The sequence below is a fragment of the Microbacterium paraoxydans genome (genome assembly GCF_019056515.1).
GTDB lineage: Bacteria > Actinomycetota > Actinomycetes > Actinomycetales > Microbacteriaceae > Microbacterium.
In genome coordinates, this window is record NZ_CP064873.1 from 2478335 (window position 1) to 2496838 (window position 18504).

Sequence of the window (18504 nt, forward strand, 5' to 3'; positions counted from 1 at the left end):
TTTCGCCAGGTTAGCTAAACGACGAGAGGGCGCCATGGACAACGTCACACTCCTCGCCGAAGACGGGACTGCCGTCGGCATCCTGCCCAAGAGCGAAGTCCACACGACCGACACGCCCCTCCACCTCGCCTTCTCCTGCTACGTGCAGGATCGGGAGGGACGCCTGCTCGTCACCCGTCGCGCCCTCGGCAAGCGCACGTGGCCCGGCGTCTGGACCAACAGCTTCTGCGGGCACCCGCAGCCCGGCGAGGACATGACCGACGCGGTGCGCCGGCGCGGCTCCGACGAACTGGGCATCCAGGTGACCGAGATCCGCCTCGCCCTCCCCGACTACCGCTACCGCGCCGTGGACGCGAGCGGCATCGTGGAGAACGAGATCTGCCCGGTGCACGTCGCCGTGATCGACGGGCAGCCCGCCGCGAATCCCGACGAGGTGGCGGAGTGGGAATGGGTCGACGTGGACGACCTGCTCGCCGCGGTCATCCGCACCCCCTTCGCCTTCAGCCCCTGGCTCGCGGAGCAGCTCCCGCTCCTCCGACGACACGGAGAGGTCTGAGCCATGGCCGTCACAGTGACAGAGGAAGACCTCGGCACCCGCATCGAGGCGGTGCTGCGACGACGCTTCGCCGAGCGCGCGGTCGCCGCCGAGCACTACGGGGCGGAGTTCGCCGCGCTGTGGCACACCGCGGCCGAGCACGCTCTCGGCGGGAAGCTCCTGCGTCCGCGGATGCTCATGGACCTCCTGTCCGCGCTCACCACGGCTCCCCTCACGGCGGAGGACACCGCCCGGGCGATCGACGTGGCCGCTCATGTCGAGCTCCTGCACTTCGCGTTCCTCCTGCACGACGACGTGATCGACGGCGACCTCACGCGCCGCCGCCGCCCCAACCTCATCGGCTCCCTCGTCTCCCGTCGCCCCGATGCCGGTGGCGAGGCGGCGCTGCATTGGGGCCGGTCGAGCGCCATCCTCCTCGGAGACCTCCTCCTGTCCAGTGCCGTGCTCGGGTTCGCCCGCGCCGACATCCCCGCCACGCGACGGGAGCGTCTCCTCGCCCTCCTCGAGACGACGGTGTTCGAGACCGTCGCCGGCGAGCACTCGGACGTCGCCCTCAGCGACGGCATCATCGCGGCCGACCTCCGCACCATCCTCGCCACGAGCGCGTCGAAGACGGCCGCCTATTCGTTCGTCCTCCCCCTCCGCGCGGCGGCCATCCTGTCGGGGGCGTCGACGGCAGCCGAGGAACAGCTGACCGAGATCGGCGGCCACCTCGGCCTCGCCTACCAGCTGCAGGACGACCTGCTGTGCGTGTTCGGGGATCCGGAGACGCATGGCAAGGACCCCTATTCCGACCTCCGCGAGGGCAAGGAGACCGCGATCATCGCCTACGCGCGGATGACCAGCCACTGGCCCAGCATCGAGCTGCGGTTCGGAGCCACCGACCTGAGCGTCGAGGACGCGGCGGAGATGCGCGACCGCCTCCGCGAATGCGGCGCGGAGGGCTTCGTCCGCGGTCTCGTGGAGGAGCAGCTCGCCGCCGTCTCGACGGTGCTCGCGGAAGCGGAGGAGGCGGGCACGCTCTCCGCCGATGCAGGACGCGTGGTCCTCGCGCTCGCCGACCGGATCGAGGGCCGCAGCCGATGACCGCGACCCCCGCCGAGCATCGCGACGACGCGGCGCTGCGCCGCTTCAGCCGCACCGCCGAGATCGCGACCTCCGACGTGATCCGCACCTATTCGACATCGTTCGGCCTGGCCACCCGCCTCCTCGGGCGACGTCATCGTCAGCACGTCCGGAACATCTACGCCATGGTGCGCATCGCGGACGAGATCGTCGACGGCGTCGCCGCCGAGGCCGGGCTCGACGCGGGCGCCCAGGCGGCCGCCCTGGACTCGTACATCGCGGAGACCCATCGGTCGATGCGGACCGGCTACAGCAGCGACCTCATCCTGCACGCGTTCGCGCGGACGGCGCGCGAGTGCGGGATCGGCGAGGACCTCACCCGGCCGTTCTTCGACTCGATGCGCGCCGACATCGCCGGCGACTCCGGCTTCACGGCCTACGACGCCGACGCGCATGCCGCGTACGTCTACGGGTCGGCGGAGGTCGTGGGACTCATGTGCCTGCGGGTCTTCCTCCGCGACGCCACGCGGACGCCGGCCGAGCTCGAGATCCTCGAGCGCGGGGCTCGGCGGCTGGGAGCCGCGTTCCAGAACGTGAACTTCCTCCGCGATCTGGCCGACGACACCGACCGCCTGCAGCGCGGCTACCTCGGCGGCTCAGCTCGTCTCACCGATGCCGACCGCGACGCCTGGGTCGACACCGTCCACCGTCAGCTCGCCGACGCGAGAGCTGCGATCCCGCTGCTCCCGAAGGACGCCCGTGCCGCGGTGCGCAGCGCCCTCGCCCTCTTCGCGGCCCTGACCCGGAAGGTCGCGCGGACGCCGGCCGCGGAGCTGTACCGCCGGCGGGTCCGCGTGCCGGATCCGATCAAGGCGCTGCTCGCCGCGCGGGCCGTCGTCGTCACGAGCATGGAGCGGGACCGATGAGCCGCATCGTCATCATCGGCGCGGGCGTGGCCGGCCTGGCCACGGCCGGGCTGCTCGCGCGCGACGGCCACGACGTCGTGGTCCTGGAGAAGAACGACCGCGTCGGCGGACGGGCGGGCACCATCGAGCGCGACGGCTTCCGATTCGACTCCGGCCCCTCGTGGTACCTGATGCCCGAGGTGTTCGACCACTACTTCGCGATGATGGGCACGAGCACCGAGGAGCAGCTCGACCTGACCCTGCTCGACCCGGGGTACCGCGTCTTCCGCTCCCCCGAGTCCGGCGACGCTCCGGTGACGGTGCCCGCCGGACGGGACGCCGTCTCGGCGCTGTTCGAGTCGATGGAACCCGGCTCCGCCGCCGCGCTCGACACCTACCTCACCTCCGCCCACGACGCCGGCGCCATGGCAAGGAGCTACTTCCTCTACAACCCGTTCACCCGGACCAGGACGCTGGCCGCGCCTGAGGTGGTGCGCGCGCTCCCTCGGCTCTTCTCGCTGCTCGGCACGCGCCTCCAGGCCTTCGCCGCCCGCCGCTTCCGGACCCCGGTGCTGCGCCAGATCCTGGGCTACCCCGCGGTCTTCCTCGGCACCGATCCCCGGACGGCCCCGGCGATGTACCACCTGATGAGCGCGCTCGACCTCGACCAGGGCGTGCTGTATCCGCAGGGCGGCTTCTGGCGCGTCGTCGAGCGATTGGCGGCGCTGGCCCAGGATGCCGGCGCCCGGATCGTCACCGGCGCGGAGGTCACCGGGATCCGCACCCAGGATGCCGACGGCGCGACCCATGCGACCGGGGTCGGCTGGACGGACCGCGACGGCCACCAGCACGTGGAGGACGCGGACATCGTGGTCTCCGGCGCCGATCTGCACCACACGGAGACGGCGCTGCTGCCCCCGACGCTGCAGTCCTATCCGGAGTCCTGGTGGGCGCGGCGCACGAGCGGGCCCGGCGGCGTGCTCGTGATGCTCGGCGTCCGCGGCGCCCTGCCCGAGCTCCCCCATCACTCGCTCTTCTTCACCGACGACTGGGATGCGAACTTCGACGCGATCTTCGGTCGCACCCCTGCCGTCCCCAGCCCGGCGTCCACCTACGTCTGCCGCCCCAGCGCCACCGACGCCGAGGTCGCGCCGGACGGGTACGAGAACCTCTTCGTGCTGGTGCCGGTGCCGGCCGACGTCGATCTCGGGCACGGGGGAAGCGACGGCGCCGGCTCCGCGGCTGTCGAGAAGGCTGCGGACGCCGCGATCGACCTGATCGAGACGTGGGCGGGGATCCCCGACCTGCGGGAGCGCATCGTCGTCCGGGAGACCGTGGGGCCGGCCGACTTCCGCGACGACTACCACTCCTGGCGGGGCGGGATGCTCGGGCCCGCGCACATCCTGTCGCAGAGCGCGATGTTCCGCGCGCAGAACGCGTCCCGGCGCGTGCAGGGGCTGTACTACGCCGGAGCGACCACCGCCCCCGGTGTGGGCGTGCCGATGTGCCTTATCAGCGCCGAGATCGTGCTCAAGCGCATCCGGGGCGACCACTCCCCCGGTCCGCTGCCGGAGCCGGCCCCACGCCCGACGAGCGCGGAGCGGGCATGATGGGCGCGATCTACCTGGCCGCCCTGCTCGTCTCCCTCGGCTGCATGCTGCTGCTGGACTGGCGGTTCCGCCTGTTCTTCTGGCGCGATGCCGTGGCGGCGGCCGTCGTCACCGCCGTCGGCCTCGCCTTCTTCCTCGTGTGGGATGTGGCCGGTATCGCGGCGGGGATCTTCTTCCGCGGTGAGGCGGCGATCGCCACGGGCATCGTCCTGGCTCCCGAACTCCCTCTCGAAGAGCCGATCTTCCTCGTCTTCCTCGTCGTGTGCACGATGGTGCTCTACGGCGGCGCCGTGCGCGTCCTGGAGCGCCGCCGCGGCACTTCCGAGGCGGAAGGAGCGGCGCGATGACCTACCTGCAGCTGTCCGCCGTGTTCCTCGCCGTCGCTGTCCTCGCCGCGGTCGCGCTCGGCGTCGCCGCGCGCCGCATCCCGCACCTCGGCGCCCTCGCGCTGACCGCCCTCGCCCTCCTCGTGCTGACCGCCGTGTTCGACACCGTCATGATCGCCACCGGACTCTTCCACTACGCGCCCGGCCCGCTCGCCGGCCTGCACATCGGGCTCGCCCCGATCGAGGACTTCGCCTACCCGCTGGCCGGGGTGCTGCTGCTCCCCGCGCTGTGGACCGCGCTCCGCGGGCGCCGCTCCCGGACACGCGCCGCCGCCCGGACGGAGGAGCAGGCATGACCGATCAGACGTCCCGCACCGGGGGCCTCGGCCGCGACATCGCCCAGGTCGTCCTCTCCTCCCGACCGATCAGCTGGATCAACACCGCCTTCCCCTTCGCCGCCGCCTACCTGTTGAGCACCAGGGAGATCGACGCGACGTTCGTGATCGGGACGCTGTACTTCCTCATCCCGTACAACCTCGCGATGTACGGCATCAACGACGTCTTCGACTACGCCTCCGATCTGGCCAACCCCCGCAAGGGTGGGATCGAGGGCGCGCTGCTGTCCCCGCGGATCCACCGTGCGACGCTGTGGGCAGCGGCGGTCACGAACGTGCCCTTCCTCGTCTACCTGTTCGCGGTCGGCACTCCGGCATCCTGGCTGTGGCTCGCCGTCAGCGTCTTCGCCGTCCTCGCCTACTCGGCACCGGTGCTGCGCTTCAAGGAGCGGCCCTTCCTGGACTCCGTGACCTCGAGCACCCACTTCGTCAGCCCCGCCCTCGTGGGCCTCTCCGTCGCCGGAGCCCCCGTCACCACGACCACCGTCCTCGTCCTCGTCGCCTTCTTCCTCTGGGGCATGGCGGCCCATGCCTTCGGCGCCGTGCAGGACATCGGACCCGATCGCGAGGGCGGCATCTCGTCCATCGCGACCGTGATCGGCGCCAGGGCCACCGTCCGGCTCTCCCTCGTGCTCTGGACGATCGCCGGCGCCGCGATGCTGCTGACCCCCTGGCCCGGACCGCTCGCCGCCGTGCTGGCGCTTCCCTACATCGTCAACGCCGCGCCGTGGTGGAACGTCACCGACGAGACCTCGGCCGGCACGAACCGCGCCTGGCGCCGGTTCATCGCGCTGAACTACATCGCCGGCTTCCTCGCCACGATGATCCTCATCCTCGCCTGGGTCTCCTGACCCCCGCGCCGCCTCCCCCGCCACCGCTCCCGAAAGGACCCCCGATGTCCCGCCCCGCCCCCGCACCGACGCCGCCGACCCGCGCGCGCACCCGACGCCACTCCTGGCTGCGGGTGTTCCTGCCCGTCGCCCTCATCCTGGTGTGGCTGGCGGGCGCGTCCTTCGGCGGTCCGCTGTTCGGGAAGGTCGACGAGGTGTCGTCGAACGACCAGACCACCTACCTCCCGGAGTCCGCGGACGCCACGACCGTGCAGCAACTCCTCGGCGAGTTCACCGACAGCGACGCCATCCCGGCGATCGCGGTGTTCACCTCGGAGGAGGAGCTGACGCCGTCCGAGCTCGAGGCGATCTCCGAGGCGGTGGCCGACGCGCCCGACGTGGAGGGCGTCGCTGACGACGTCTCCCCGGCGCTTCCGTCCGAGGACGGCCGAGCCGTCCAGGCCTTCATCCCGATCGACGGCGACGCCGAGCTCAGCGATGCCACCACCGCTCTCGGAGACGAGCTGCGCGCCGCGGTGCCGGACGGCATCACGGTCTACATCACCGGTCCTGCGGGCTTCACGGCCGACCTCGCCGCCGGCTTCGCCGGCATCGACGGCCTCCTCCTCGGCGTCGCCCTGCTCGCCGTGCTCGTGATCCTCGTCCTCGTCTACCGCTCGTTCCTGCTGCCGCTCGTCGTGCTCTCCACGAGCCTGTTCGCCCTGTGCGTCGCGCTCCTCGTCGTGTGGTGGCTGGCGAAGTGGGAGATCCTGCTGCTCAGCGGGCAGACCCAGGGCATCCTCTTCATCCTCGTGATCGGCGCCGCCACCGACTACGCGCTGCTGTTCGTCGCGCGGTTCCGGGAGGAGCTGCGGGTCGCGCAGGACAAGGGTGTCGCGCTCCTCGCCGCGTGGAAGGGGTCGGTCGAGCCGATCGTCGCGTCCGGGGGCACCGTGATCGCGGGGCTCCTGTGCCTGCTGCTCAGCGACCTGAAGTCGAACAGCACCCTCGGCCCGGTCGCGGCGATCGGCATCGTGTTCGCGATGCTGTCCGCGCTCACGCTCCTGCCCTCGCTGCTGCTGCTGTTCGGGCGCGCGGTCTTCTGGCCGCGGCGTCCCCGCTTCGAGCCCGAGGTCGTGGCCGAGGAGCACGGCATGCGCACCACCGGGCTGTGGGCGCGACTGTCCGGCCTCATCAAGAAGCGTCCCCGCGTGATCTGGATCGCGACCACGCTCGTCCTCCTCGCCGGCGCGGCAGGGGTCACCCAGCTGGACGCTCAGGGGGTGCCGCAGTCCGACCTCGTCCTCGGGGCCTCGGAGGCGCGCGACGGCCAGGTCGCGCTCGGCGAGCACTTCCCCGGCGGCTCGGGGAGCCCGGTCTCCGTGATCGTGGACGAGGACCGCCTGCAGGACGCCGCCGACGTGCTCCTCGCGAGCGACGGGATCGACGGGGTGACCGTCACCGCAGCCGATTCCCCGAGCGGGTCCGCTCCGGTGACGGCGGACGGGATCACGGCCGTCGGCCCTCCGGGGACCCCCGCTCCGGAGCCCACGACGGTCGACGGTCAGGTGCTCCTGCAGGGGACGCTGACGGACGCCGCCGACTCCGCCGCCGCGGCCTCCACCGTGCGCGAGCTGCGCGGAGAGCTCGACGACCTCGGAGCCGTGGTGGGCGGGGTGACGGCCACCTCGATCGACACGAACGACGCGTCCATCCACGACCGCAACCTCATCATCCCGGTGATCCTCGTCGTGATCATGATCATCCTCATGCTGCTGCTGCGCTCGATCCTCGCGCCGGTGCTGCTGATCCTGACGACGGTGCTGTCCTTCGGCACCGCCATGGGCGTCTCGGCGCTCGTGTTCAACGGCGTCTTCGACTTCCCCGGCGCCGACCCCGCCGTCCCGCTCTACGGCTTCGTCTTCCTCGTCGCCCTGGGCATCGACTACAACATCTTCCTCATGACGCGGGTGCGGGAGGAGTCGAAGCAGCACGGGACGAGGGAGGGCATCCTCCGCGGGCTCTCCATCACCGGCGGCGTCATCACCTCCGCGGGCCTGGTCCTGGCGGCGACCTTCGCGGCGCTGTCGGTGATCCCGATCCTCTTCCTCGTGCAGCTCGCGTTCATCGTCGCGTTCGGAGTACTGCTTGACACTTTCGTGGTGCGCTCGCTGCTCGTCCCGGCCCTGGCCTACGACATCGGCAAGGCCATCTGGTGGCCGTCGAAGCTGTGGCGGCGCGGCCGGCCCTGACGCGTGCGGAAGCGGGAGTGCCCTCGACAGGATTCGAACCTGCGACCTGCCCTTTAGGAGAGGGCTGCTCTATCCTGCTGAGCTACGAGGGCGCGCAGCCCAGTCTACGGGACCAGGGCTGCGCGCCCTCGCGCCGTCCGTCAGGCGGCGAGGGCGAGGTAGGGCTCCCAGCGAGGATCGCTGCGCTCCACCCCGCGCACCGTCCATGCGGTGCCGTGCGGGGGGCGCGGCGTGAACCGCAGCTGCCACCGCATCTCCTGCGGGGTGCGGTTGCTCTTGAGGTTGTTGCAGCGCAGGCAGCACGCGACGAGGTTCTCCCAGGAGTCCGCGCCGCCGCGCGAACGCGGCAGGACGTGGTCGATCGTCGCGGCCGCCTTGCCGCAGTATCCGCAGCGATGACCATCGCGTCGCAGCACGCCGCGGCGGGTCACCGGGACGCGCCGGCTCGTGGGGACGCGCACGTAGCGGGAGAGGATGATCACCGCCGGGCGGTCGTAGACGCCGTGGGTGCCCCAGACGGGGTCGTCCTCGACGCGTTCGATCACCGTCGCCTTGTCGTTCATGACCAGGACGAGGGCTCTCTTGAAGGACACGATCGCCAGCGGCTCGTATCCGGCATTCAGGACCAGTGTGCGCATTCGTCATCCTCTCGATCCGCCGGGACGGCTTCCCGGCACTCTCGACTCACACGACGTCGTGCAGGAGGAAGAGCGTTCGCAGGGACGAGAAAAGGCGCCGTCTAGAGACGGCGCCTTTCGCGCGCGGCTGGACCGCGGCATTCCTGCGGGCAATGCCGAAGGACGTGACGACCGAGAGCGTCCATGGTTCGGATGCTCGGTGTACGCTCCATCAGCCTCTCCCGCCTGTATGACGACGGGTTCAGGCTAACCCATCCCGCGCGGACCGCGGCGAAACGGGAGGTGAATGACCGAGAACGTGTCCCGCTCAGCCGGCGTTGACGGAGAGCCAGGACATCGGCTCGACGAGGCCGCCGTTGATCCAGACCTCGAAGTGGAGGTGGTTCGCGGTCGAGCGTCCGGTGCTGCCCACGTAGCCGATCAGCTGACCGGCAGCGACCGTCTGGCCGGCCTGCACCTGGCGCGACCCGTACAGCATGTGCCCGTACGTGGTCTGCACGCGCTGGCCGCCCACGACGCTGTCGAGCATGACCGCGACGCCGTAGCCGCCGATGCTCTCGGCGGAGGCGCGCACGACGCCCGAGGCGGCGGCGTAGATCGGGGTGCCGGCCGGAGCGAGCATGTCGGCGCCGTTGTGACCGCCGCCCACGGTGCGGCTGACATTCCAGGAGCCGAGGGGCAGCGGATAGCGGACCTCGCCCGAGCCCGGAGCCACGAGCGCGTACCCCGCGGTGTTGAACGTGCCGGAGGAGGGCGTGGAGGCGGACGCGGCGGCGGCTGCGGCGCGGGCGGCGGCGGCAGCGGCCTCCTCGGCCTTCTTCTTCTCGATCTCCTCGGGCGTGGTGGCGCTGAAGGCACCGCGGACGAGCGGGGCGGCCGTGGCCTCCGAGGCGACGACCAGCGACTGCGCGTCGACGGCGGCGAGCTGCTGGACGGTCTGCGCGGTGGCATCCGTCGGCTTCGACGCCGCGTAGGCGGGGAGCGCGACGGCGGCGACGAGGGCGCCGACGGCACCGAAGATCGCCACCGACCGGAGAGGGGCTGCGATCTTCCGAACGCCGATCCGGGCGCCGGAGCGTCGGGCGGGTACTCGGTCTTCAGATGTCTTCGCGGTCGGTTCGATGTCTGCGGCCAAAACGTGGTCCTCCTGAGCCCTCGCACCTCGGGTGGCGCTGGCTCGTCGACACTCTCTGCCCCAGGGCAGGGATGCACTGCTCGGGTTCGAGCGCATCCCTCTCGGGAAGACGACGAGCCGGAAGGCGGATCTTCGCGGTTCGCCCCCAGCGGGCTTCTTCGCTGAGGACCTGACCGAGGTTACCGGAAGATAACGATCATGTCACCCTGGGAAACTGACAATCCTCGGTGAGCCGATCAGGCGGGCTCGCCGACGAGGAAGATGTGCGAGGCGAGCTCGACCGGGAGCTCCAGACCCTCCTCCTTGCCGTCCATCTGGATGAGCACATAGCCCTCGTTGAAGCGGAAGTCTCCGCGCGCGCCAGGGACGACGCCCGCGTCACGCAGCTGCTCCAGGAGCTCGGGGTCGACCTGGGCCGGCTCGGCGAGACGGCGAACCGTCCCCTCGACCGGCTCGCCCGCGGCGTTCAGCCGCTGCACGAGGCCGATGACGCCCTCGTCGAAAGTGCGGGCGGGAAGGTCGCCGAGCTGGTCGAGTCCCGGGATCGGGTTGCCGTACGGCGACTCGGTGGGGTGACCGAGGAGCTCGACGAGACGGCGCTCGACTTGCTCGCTCATCACGTGCTCCCAGCGACAGGCCTCCTCGTGGACGAACGCCCAGTCCAGCCCGATCACGTCGGACAGCAGGCGCTCGGCGAGGCGGTGCTTGCGCATGACGTCGACGGCCTTGCGGCGTCCGGCGTCGGTGAGCTCGAGCGTGCGGTCTTCGGACACCACGACGAGGCCGTCGCGCTCCATTCGTCCGACGGTCTGCGAGACGGTGGGACCGGAGTGGCCGAGGCGCTCCGAGATGCGCGCCCGCAGCGGCACGATGTTCTCCTCCTCGAGCTCGAGGATGGTGCGGAGATACATTTCCGTGGTGTCGATCAGATCCGTCATGTGGCCCTCCGAAAGTTCTTAGGCAAGCCTACATTCCTCCGGCGACATCGGACGGGGCGCAGGCGGGAGGAACGGCGGCGCGATCCCCCTAGAATCTAGCCATGGCGATCGAGATTCCCCGTGACCTCCTGCCCACTGACGGCCGCTTCGGCTGCGGCCCCTCGAAGGTGCGCGGTGCGCAGCTCGAGTCGCTCGTCACGACGGGTGCCTCGATCCTGGGGACCTCGCATCGTCAGGCGCCCGTGAAGAACCTCGTCGGCAGCGTCCGCGAGCAGCTCGCCGCGCTCTTCCGTCTGCCGGAGGGCTACGAGATCATCCTGGGCAACGGCGGGTCGACCGCGTTCTGGGACGCCGCCGCCTTCGGCCTCATCGAGCGCCGCAGCCAGAACCTCGTGTTCGGCGAGTTCGGAGGCAAGTTCGCCAAGGCCGCCGCCGCTCCCTGGCTGGAGGCTCCCGACGTCCGCTCCGCCGAGCCCGGGTCGCGCAGCGCCGCCGAGCTCGTCGAGGGTGTGGACGTGTACGCCTGGCCGCACAACGAGACCTCCACCGGCGTGGCCGCGCCGATCGAGCGCGTCCACGCGGAAGGGGCGCTCACGGTGATCGACGCGACGAGCGCCGCGGGCGGCATCGACCTCGACATGGCGCAGGCCGACGTCTACTACTTCGCCCCGCAGAAGAACCTCGGCTCCGACGGCGGTCTCTGGTTCGCCGCGGTCTCCCCCGCCGCGATCGACCGCATCGAGCGGATCGCCGCCTCCGGGCGGTACATCCCGGAGTTCCTGAGCCTGAAGCAGGCGGTGGACAACTCCCGGCTCAACCAGACGCTCAACACCCCCGCCCTCACGACGCTGCTGCTCCTGGACGACCAGCTGCGCTGGATCCTCGACAACGGCGGGCTCGGCTGGGCTGCGGCACGTACGGCCGAGTCCTCCTCGGTGCTGTACGACTGGGCCGAGGCCTCGGCCGTGGCGACGCCCTTCGTCAGCGATCCGGCGCACCGCTCGCCCGTCGTCGCGACCATCGACTTCGACGACAGCGTCGACGCCGCGGCGATCGCGAAGGCGCTGCGCGCGAACGGCATCGTCGACACCGAGCCGTACCGCAAGCTCGGCCGCAACCAGCTGCGGGTGGCGACCTTCGTCTCGATCGAGCCGGACGACGTGCGTCAGCTCATCCGTGCCATCGACTTCGTGCAGGAGAACCTCGGCGGCTGATCGCCCGGCTCACTCCTCTTCGTCGCCGGCGTCCGCATCGCGGGCGTCGGCGTCGTCGTCCTCAGAGCCGTCTGCCTCGTCGTCCTCGGCTTCGTCGTCCTCGGGCTCGTCGTCCTCGTCGGACGCGTCGTCCTCGGAGTCGTCGAGCTCATCGATGTCCACCCCGTCGAGGTCGCCGGCGTGGAGGATGTCGGAGCCGTCCTCGTCGAGCTCGTCATCGTCGATGCCGTCGTCGTCGAGCTCGCCGTCGGCGTTCTCGTCGTCCGTGTCGGCCTCGTCGTCTCCGCCGCCGGCCGCCGCCTCGGCCAGCTCGGCCTGGTGCGCGCGGTACTCGGCCAGGCGCTCCGCCCACGGCACCCATTCCGGAGCGAGCAGCGCGCCGTCGCCGGGGAGCAGCTCGACCTCGAGGACGGTGGGCTCCTCGTCGTCCACGCGGGCGACCGTCACGGTCCAGTACCAGCCGGGGTAGCCGGGGAGCCGGTTCTCGAAGCGGAGGGAGACGGATCCGTCGTCCTCCGGGATGAACCCGGCAGCCGGGCCGATCGTGGCGGCAGGTGTGATCTCGCGCAGAGCGGAGAGCGCGAGGTCGTGCGCCTCGACGAGACGCGCGTCGGCGTCAGGCTTCGAGGTCATCGGCGACCTTGCGCAGGACGGCCGCGATCTTGCGACCGTGGCTGGAGGAGGGGTAGCGGCCGCGGCGCAGATCGCCGCCGATGCCGTCGAGGAGCTTCACGAGATCCTCGATGATGATGGCCATGTCGTCGGCGGGCTTGCGCTTCGCCTTCGCCAGGCTGGGCGGCGCTTCGAGCACGCGCACCGACAGCGCCTGGAGGCCGCGCTTGCCGTCGGCCACGCCGAACTCCACGCGCGCACCCGCCTTCACCGCGGTGCCGGCAGGCATCGCGGAGGCGTGCAGGAAGACGTCCTGGCCGTCATCGCTGGCGATGAAGCCGAAACCCTTGTCTTCGTCGTAGAACCTGACCTTGCCGGTGGGCATGGGAGAACCTCGCTGGGATCGAAATGCAGAACGGGACGCGCTCGTGCGCGTGCCCCCAGCCTACCGGTCACGGGCGGATCGGAGCGGCTTCCCGGCGTGCGAGTAGGCTGGGGCGGATGAGTACGCAGAGCCGTGGACCGGAGGTCCCCATCCGTCGGATCGACCGCATCCTGGCGTTCACCGCGCTCGGCATCGCCGCGGCGGCGGTGATCTGCTTCTTCGTCATCATCATCGGCACGGCGCTGGGCATGGACCGGGCGGCCTTCGGCGAAGGACTGTGGCCCGTGATAGCCGCGATCCCCTACTGGGGTCTGCCGCTCGCATTCGTCATGATCATCGTGCTGCTGGTGATGAGCTTCGTGCGGAAGGGCCGCGCAGAGTCGCGTCGGTGAGGCCGCACCGATGAGCACGCACGCACGCCCGCTGGCCGATCACCTGGCTGCGGCGAGCGATGACGAGCTGACGGCGCTGCTGAGCGCACGGGGCGTCCGTCCGGATGCCGGATGGCAGGACTTCTTCGACGCCGCGGAGGCGCTGCTGGAGCCGTCCTCGATCGCCCGAGTGCTGCCCGCTCTGACCGCCGCCGAGGCCACGGCGCTTCTCGATGCCGCCTCCGGGAGCGTCGTCGGCGCCGAGCGGGAGCGCCTGATCGCCCTCGCCCTCCTCCGCCCCGACGGCACCCCGCACCCGCCGGTGGCGGAAGCGGTCGCCGGGAAGACCCGCCCCGCGGTGCCGGACGAGACGGCGGCGCCGGCCTCCACGGAGTCCGTGGCCGCACACGCCGCCGAACGCGCCTTCACCACCGTCGGCGCGGTGGCCGACATCCTCCTCCTCGCCAGGGATCAGCCCTTCGCGCTGCTCATGGGCGGCGCCGTGAGCGCGGGGCAGAAACGCCAGCTCGCCGACGCCGGCCTCCCCGTCGAGAGCGTCGATCCTCTGGTGGCCCTCGCCGTCCGCGCCGGGCTCGCGACGCCGAGCGATCGACTGCTGCGCACGACGCCCGCCGCAGAGGAGTGGTTGCGCTCCCCCGCGATCGCACGCTGGAGCGTGCTGGCCACGGCCTTCCGCGACGCACTGCCCCGCGGTGTGCGCGCGGAGTCGGGAGGGTGGCTCCCGCTCACGCAGTGGCACCGCGCCCACCCCTGGGACCCGGCCTGGCCGGAAGACGCGGCGCGGCAGCTCGAAGGCGCCCGGCTCCTCGGTCTCGTCGCGGAGGACGGCTCCGAACCCGCCTGGTCCGAGGCCCTGCGGCGCGGAGCGGCGGCCGACCCCTCCGCCCTCGCCGCGCTCCTGCCCGCGGAGGTGGACCGGATCTTCCTCCAGAACGACCTCACCGCGATCGCCCCCGGTCCTCTGCAGCCCGCGCTGGACGTGCGCCTGCGCACCATGGCCCGCCGGGAGTCGGCCTCCCAGGCCTCGTCGTACCGGTTCACCGCGGAGTCGGTGGCGCACGCCTTCGCCGCGGGAGAGGACGAGGCCTCGATCCTGGAGTTCCTCGGCGGCCTCTCGCTCACGGGCATCCCCCAGCCCCTCGGCTACCTCGTCGCGCAGACCGGCCAGCGCCACGGACTCGTGCGGGTCTCCGTGGACGAAGAGACGGGGCGCACGCGGGTGGAGAGCACGGATGCGCACCTCCTCGAGGCCATGGCGGTCGACCAGTCGCTCCGCCCTCTCGGACTCACCGCGCACGTCGGCTCGCTGACGACCAAGGTCGGGCAGGACACGGTGTACTGGGCGCTGACGGATGCCCGGTATCCGGCGACCCTCGTCGATCGCGACGGCACCGTCGCGGTGCGGACGCGCCATCCGGCCGCCGTTCCCGACCACGCTCCCGCCCCCGACTACGGACCGCTGATCGCCCGGCTGCGCGAGCACCAGGGCCCCGACGCGGACGCCGCGTGGCTGGACAGGGAGCTGGAGGCGGCGGTGCGCGCGAAGGCCGTGCTGCGGGTGACGGTCGGCATGCCGGACGGATCCACCAGGGATCTCCTCCTCGAAGCCACCGGGATCGGCGGTGGTCGGCTGCGCGGCAGGGACAGGGCGGCCGATGTCGAGCGCACCCTGCCGGTGTCGAGCATCCGCGCCGCGACCGTCGTCCCGACCTAGGCCCCGTGCGGCCAGGGGCCGGTAGACTGGTCAGCTATGTCTGATGGCCCCCTGATCGTCCAGAGCGACCGCACCGTGCTCCTCGAGGTCGCCCACGCCGACGCCGAGAGCGCCCGTCACGAGCTCGCGATCTTCGCCGAGCTGGAGCGCGCCCCCGAGCACATCCACACCTACCGCATCACGCGCCTGGGTCTGTGGAACGCCCGCGCGGCCGGGCACACCGCCGACGACATGCTGGAGACGCTCGACCGCTGGTCGCGCTTCCCCGTGCCGCCCTCCGTCGCGGTCGACCTGCGCGAGACGGTCAACCGGTACGGGCGCCTGGTCATCGAGCGCGACGACGAGGACGTGCTCATCCTGCGTTCGACCGACCCCGCTGTGCTGGCCCAGGTCGCGAACAACAAGCGCATCCAGCCGCTGCTCATCGGGCACCCCACGCCGGAGACCTTCGTCGTCGACGCATGGGCCCGCGGCCAGATCAAGCAGGAGCTGCTGAAGATCGGCTGGCCGGCCGAAGACCTGGCCGGCTACACCCCCGGCACGCCCCACGAGATCGAGCTGGCCGAGGACGGATGGACCATCCGCCCGTACCAGCAGGACGCGGTCGATGCCTTCTCCAAGGACGGCTCCGGCGTGGTGGTCCTCCCCTGCGGGGCGGGAAAGACCATCGTCGGCGCGGGGGCCATGGCCGCCACGAAGACCACGACGCTCATCCTCGTGACGAACACCGTGTCCGCACGGCAGTGGCGGGACGAGCTGCTCAAGCGCACCAGCCTCACGCCCGAGGAGATCGGCGAGTACTCCGGGCAGGCCAAGGAGGTCAAGCCCGTCACGATCGCGACGTACCAGATCCTCACGGCGAAGCGGAAGGGCGAGTACGCGCACCTCGCGCTCCTCGACGCCCTGGACTGGGGCCTCATCGTTTACGACGAGGTGCACCTGCTGCCCGCCCCGGTGTTCAAGCTCACCGCCGACCTGCAGGCGCGGCGCCGGATCGGCCTCACCGCGACCCTGGTCCGCGAGGACGGCCGCGAGGGCGACGTGTTCAGTCTCATCGGCCCCAAGCGCTTCGATGCCCCCTGGAAGCAGATCGAGGCGCAGGGGTTCATCTCCCCCGCCGCCTGCTTCGAGGTGCGGGTCGACCTCCCCCCGGCGGACCGCCTGGAGTACGCGGCGGCGACCGACGACGAGCGCTACCGGCTCGCGGCCTCCGCACCGGCGAAGATCGATGCGGTGCGCGAGCTGATCGCGGCCCACCAGGGCGAGCAGATCCTCGTCATCGGCCAGTACCTCGACCAGCTCGACGCGCTCTCGCAGGCGCTCGACGCCCCGCAGATCACCGGATCCACCCCGGTCGAGGAGCGCGAGGAGCTGTACCGGGCGTTCCGAGAGGGCGACATCTCGCTGCTCGTGGTGTCGAAGGTCGCGAACTTCTCCATCGACCTCCCCGAGGCGTCGGTCGCCATCCAGGTGTCCGGCTCGTTCGGCTCCCGGCAGGAGGAGGCCCAGCGGCTCGGGCGGCTGCTCCGCCCCAAGCAGTCCGGCCACACCGCGAGCTTCTACACGCTCGTGGCCCGCGACACGATCGACCAGGACTACGCGCAGAACCGGCAGCGGTTCCTCGCGGAGCAGGGGTACAGCTACACGATCATGGACGCCGAGGCGATCGCCGCCTGAACAGGGTCGCGGCGCTCAGCCGTGCATCCTCCCCGGGAGGAGATGCGTTCCGCGGGCGACGGCGGCGGGCGACGCGGTCCGGGTGATCCCTCTCCGGCGCGCCCAGCGGTCTGCGACGACGGCGAAGACGAGCATCGCCGCGGCCGAGCCCAGGAGATCCACCGGCGACCCCGAGGTGGCGTTCGCATCGACCACGGCGACGGAGCCGAGCAGGAAGATCATCAGGTTGTTCACGATGTGCAGCGCGATCGCCGCCTCCAGCCCGCCCGTCCGCCACGTGAGCCAGGCGGCGACGACGGCGAAGAGGCCGACGCTCGCCGCACCCCACACGTCGTAGCCGTGCCCCAGCACGAACAGCGGCACCGGCAGCAGGATCGCGAAGGCGGGGTGCCGGAGCCAGGTCCCGACGAGCTGCATGAGATAGCCGCGGAAGACGACTCCTCCGCGGCGGCCTGGAACGGGATCAGCACGAGCAGGAGCACCACCATGAGCAGGAGCCCGGGGTGGGAGAAGTCCGGTGTCACCGCATCGCCGAGGGCCGCCGACCAGCCGAGCACCACGGCGAAGTAGACGACGAACACCGCGGACGCCAGCCCGAGGGTCCGACCGAGCCAGTCCATCCGCAGCCGCTCGGTGACCGACGACAGGAGCCCGACGCCTCGCCCTTGAACGACCCGCGAGGCGAGGAGCAGGGCGGGGATCATGAGGATGAGCGGGAGCACGAGCGCCACGAGGAGCCACGGACGGTCCAGCTGGAAGTACGCGGTGGTCCGGAACAGCATCTGCAGCTCGGCGCCCCACCCGGGCACCAGGGCCGACACGACCACGAGCGGCACGACGACGAGCACGAGGATCGCGAGGTAGAACGCGATGCCGAGGAGGCCGGTGAGCAGCGGCTTCCACCACCGGGGGCGCGGGCGGAGGAGCGCCAGACGGTGGTACTCGAGCCCGCGCTCGGACACCTCCGGGGACGGCGCGGACGGGGTGACGGGGGCGGCGGTGGCGTCCTCGATCGAACTCATGCCTCGATCCTCCCCCGGGCCGCCTGTGCGGCACATCCACCCGCCGACGGATCGACCGCATCCACGCCGTTCCGCAGGATAATCAGCCCGCGCATGGCCGAAGTCACCATAATGGGGTCATGACTGCTGCGCGCATCCTGGTCGTCGACGACGAGCCCAACATCCGCGACCTGCTTTCCACGGGTCTCAGCTTCGCCGGGTTCCAGGTGAAGACGGTGGCCAACGGCGCCGCCACGATCTCCGCCGTCCTCGAGGAGGAGCCGGACCTCATCATCCTCGACGTCATGCTCCCCGACATGAACGGGTTCAGCGTGACCAAGCGCCTCCGCGGCGCCGGATTCACCGCCCCCATCCTCTTCCTCACGGCCAAGGACGGCACGGAGGACAAGATCGAGGGCCTGAACGCCGGCGGCGACGACTACGTCACCAAGCCGTTCAGCCTGGACGAGATCGTCGCCAGGGCCCAGGCCATCCTCCGCCGCACGATGCAGGCCGACGAGGAGTCGATCATCCGCGCCGGCGAGCTCTCCATGGACCAGGACACGCACGACGTGCACGTCGGCAAGGAGCCGATCGACCTGAGCCCGACCGAGTTCAAGCTCCTCCGTTACCTCATGCTGAACCCGAACCGGGTGCTGTCGAAGGCGCAGATCCTCGACCACGTCTGGGAGTACGACTTCAACGGCGACGCCGGCATCGTCGAGAGCTACATCTCGTACCTGCGTCGCAAGATCGATCCGCACACGGAGGAGTCGCTGATCCAGACGAAGCGCGGCTTCGGGTACATGCTCAAGGTGGGCAAGACGGTCTGAGACCGTCGAGCCCGCACCCGCCGTCC

At 71.2% G+C, this 18504-nt stretch carries 19 protein-coding genes, 1 tRNA gene and 1 pseudogene; 13 read left to right on the top strand and 8 right to left on the bottom strand.

Annotated features, from left to right (window positions below):
• Positions 1-34: 34 nt before the first annotated feature.
• Genes idi through IZR02_RS12110 form a run of 8 tightly spaced genes read left to right on the top strand, consistent with a single transcriptional unit; the run spans position 35 to position 7939 of the window.
• Positions 35-556, top strand: coding sequence for an isopentenyl-diphosphate Delta-isomerase (gene idi, locus IZR02_RS12075; protein ID WP_025105546.1), 522 nt, complete (start codon positions 35-37; stop codon positions 554-556).
• A gap of 3 nt (positions 557-559) precedes the next feature.
• On the top strand, positions 560-1642 hold the full coding sequence (locus IZR02_RS12080; protein WP_025105545.1) for a polyprenyl synthetase family protein: 1083 nt from the start codon (positions 560-562) through the stop codon (positions 1640-1642).
• A complete protein-coding gene (locus IZR02_RS12085; RefSeq protein ID WP_025105544.1) occupies positions 1639-2547 on the top strand; it encodes a phytoene/squalene synthase family protein in 909 nt (302 codons plus the stop codon). Before IZR02_RS12080 ends, IZR02_RS12085 begins: the two co-directional genes overlap by 4 nt.
• The gene (gene crtI, locus IZR02_RS12090) at positions 2544-4136 is read left to right on the top strand and encodes a phytoene desaturase family protein (RefSeq protein ID WP_025105543.1); all 1593 of its coding nucleotides are present in this window, start codon (positions 2544-2546) and stop codon (positions 4134-4136) included. The genes IZR02_RS12085 and crtI overlap by 4 nt, the downstream gene beginning before the upstream one ends.
• A complete protein-coding gene (locus IZR02_RS12095) occupies positions 4136-4483 on the top strand; it encodes a lycopene cyclase domain-containing protein (protein ID WP_025105542.1) in 348 nt (115 codons plus the stop codon). The genes crtI and IZR02_RS12095 overlap by 1 nt, the downstream gene beginning before the upstream one ends.
• Positions 4480-4818, top strand: coding sequence for a lycopene cyclase domain-containing protein (locus IZR02_RS12100; RefSeq protein ID WP_025105541.1), 339 nt, complete (start codon positions 4480-4482; stop codon positions 4816-4818). Before IZR02_RS12095 ends, IZR02_RS12100 begins: the two co-directional genes overlap by 4 nt.
• Positions 4815-5708: a prenyltransferase gene (locus IZR02_RS12105; protein ID WP_025105540.1), complete on the top strand. Its 894-nt coding sequence runs from the start codon at positions 4815-4817 to the stop codon at positions 5706-5708. The genes IZR02_RS12100 and IZR02_RS12105 overlap by 4 nt, the downstream gene beginning before the upstream one ends.
• A gap of 44 nt (positions 5709-5752) precedes the next feature.
• Positions 5753-7939 (top strand): MMPL family transporter, encoded by a 2187-nt coding sequence (locus IZR02_RS12110; RefSeq protein WP_025105539.1) that lies wholly within the window; start codon positions 5753-5755, stop codon positions 7937-7939.
• 18 nt (positions 7940-7957) lie between these two features.
• On the opposite strand, the gene IZR02_RS12115 is transcribed toward IZR02_RS12110, so the two are convergent.
• The 4 genes from IZR02_RS12115 to IZR02_RS12130 all read right to left on the bottom strand — a co-directional run bounded on the left by IZR02_RS12115 (position 7958) and on the right by IZR02_RS12130 (position 10650).
• Positions 7958-8031 (bottom strand) — tRNA-Arg (locus IZR02_RS12115).
• 48 nt (positions 8032-8079) lie between these two features.
• Positions 8080-8577: an HNH endonuclease gene (locus IZR02_RS12120; protein WP_025105538.1), complete on the bottom strand. Its 498-nt coding sequence runs from the start codon at positions 8575-8577 to the stop codon at positions 8080-8082.
• A gap of 307 nt (positions 8578-8884) precedes the next feature.
• On the bottom strand, positions 8885-9604 hold the full coding sequence (locus IZR02_RS12125; protein ID WP_231729484.1) for a M23 family metallopeptidase: 720 nt from the start codon (positions 9602-9604) through the stop codon (positions 8885-8887).
• 344 nt (positions 9605-9948) lie between these two features.
• On the bottom strand, positions 9949-10650 hold the full coding sequence (locus IZR02_RS12130) for a metal-dependent transcriptional regulator (protein ID WP_025105536.1): 702 nt from the start codon (positions 10648-10650) through the stop codon (positions 9949-9951).
• A gap of 101 nt (positions 10651-10751) precedes the next feature.
• On the opposite strand from IZR02_RS12130, the gene serC reads away from it, so the two are divergent.
• Positions 10752-11864, top strand: coding sequence for a phosphoserine transaminase (gene serC / locus IZR02_RS12135; RefSeq protein WP_025105535.1), 1113 nt, complete (start codon positions 10752-10754; stop codon positions 11862-11864).
• Between the two features lie 9 nt (positions 11865-11873).
• On the opposite strand, the gene IZR02_RS12140 is transcribed toward serC, so the two are convergent.
• Together IZR02_RS12140 and IZR02_RS12145 are read right to left on the bottom strand one after the other, a co-directional pair.
• Complete coding sequence (locus IZR02_RS12140) at positions 11874-12497, bottom strand: DUF3027 domain-containing protein (protein WP_025105534.1); 624 nt, start codon at positions 12495-12497, stop codon at positions 11874-11876.
• Positions 12481-12861 (bottom strand): cold-shock protein, encoded by a 381-nt coding sequence (locus IZR02_RS12145; RefSeq protein WP_025105533.1) that lies wholly within the window; start codon positions 12859-12861, stop codon positions 12481-12483. The genes IZR02_RS12140 and IZR02_RS12145 overlap by 17 nt, the downstream gene beginning before the upstream one ends.
• Positions 12862-12977: 116 nt before the next feature.
• On the opposite strand from IZR02_RS12145, the gene IZR02_RS12150 reads away from it, so the two are divergent.
• Genes IZR02_RS12150 through IZR02_RS12160 form a run of 3 tightly spaced genes read left to right on the top strand, consistent with a single transcriptional unit; the run spans position 12978 to position 16644 of the window.
• Positions 12978-13253: a hypothetical protein gene (locus tag IZR02_RS12150; RefSeq protein ID WP_025105532.1), complete on the top strand. Its 276-nt coding sequence runs from the start codon at positions 12978-12980 to the stop codon at positions 13251-13253.
• Between the two features lie 10 nt (positions 13254-13263).
• A complete protein-coding gene (locus IZR02_RS12155; protein WP_025105531.1) occupies positions 13264-14967 on the top strand; it encodes a helicase-associated domain-containing protein in 1704 nt (567 codons plus the stop codon).
• A gap of 36 nt (positions 14968-15003) precedes the next feature.
• Positions 15004-16644, top strand: coding sequence for a DNA repair helicase XPB (locus tag IZR02_RS12160; RefSeq protein WP_217316482.1), 1641 nt, complete (start codon positions 15004-15006; stop codon positions 16642-16644).
• Between the two features lie 15 nt (positions 16645-16659).
• Here IZR02_RS12160 and IZR02_RS17920 read toward each other — a convergent pair whose 3' ends face one another.
• Positions 16660-16878 carry a hypothetical protein gene (locus tag IZR02_RS17920; protein WP_051582300.1) on the bottom strand — a complete coding sequence of 73 codons (219 nt, stop codon included), beginning with the start codon at positions 16876-16878 and terminating at the stop codon, positions 16660-16662.
• 45 nt (positions 16879-16923) lie between these two features.
• Positions 16924-17727: pseudogene (locus tag IZR02_RS17925) on the bottom strand (hypothetical protein); the annotation flags it as partial.
• A 58-nt stretch (positions 17728-17785) separates the two neighbouring features.
• On the opposite strand from IZR02_RS17925, the gene IZR02_RS12170 reads away from it, so the two are divergent.
• Positions 17786-18478: a response regulator transcription factor gene (locus tag IZR02_RS12170; protein ID WP_025105529.1), complete on the top strand. Its 693-nt coding sequence runs from the start codon at positions 17786-17788 to the stop codon at positions 18476-18478.
• Positions 18479-18504: the final 26 nt, after the last annotated feature.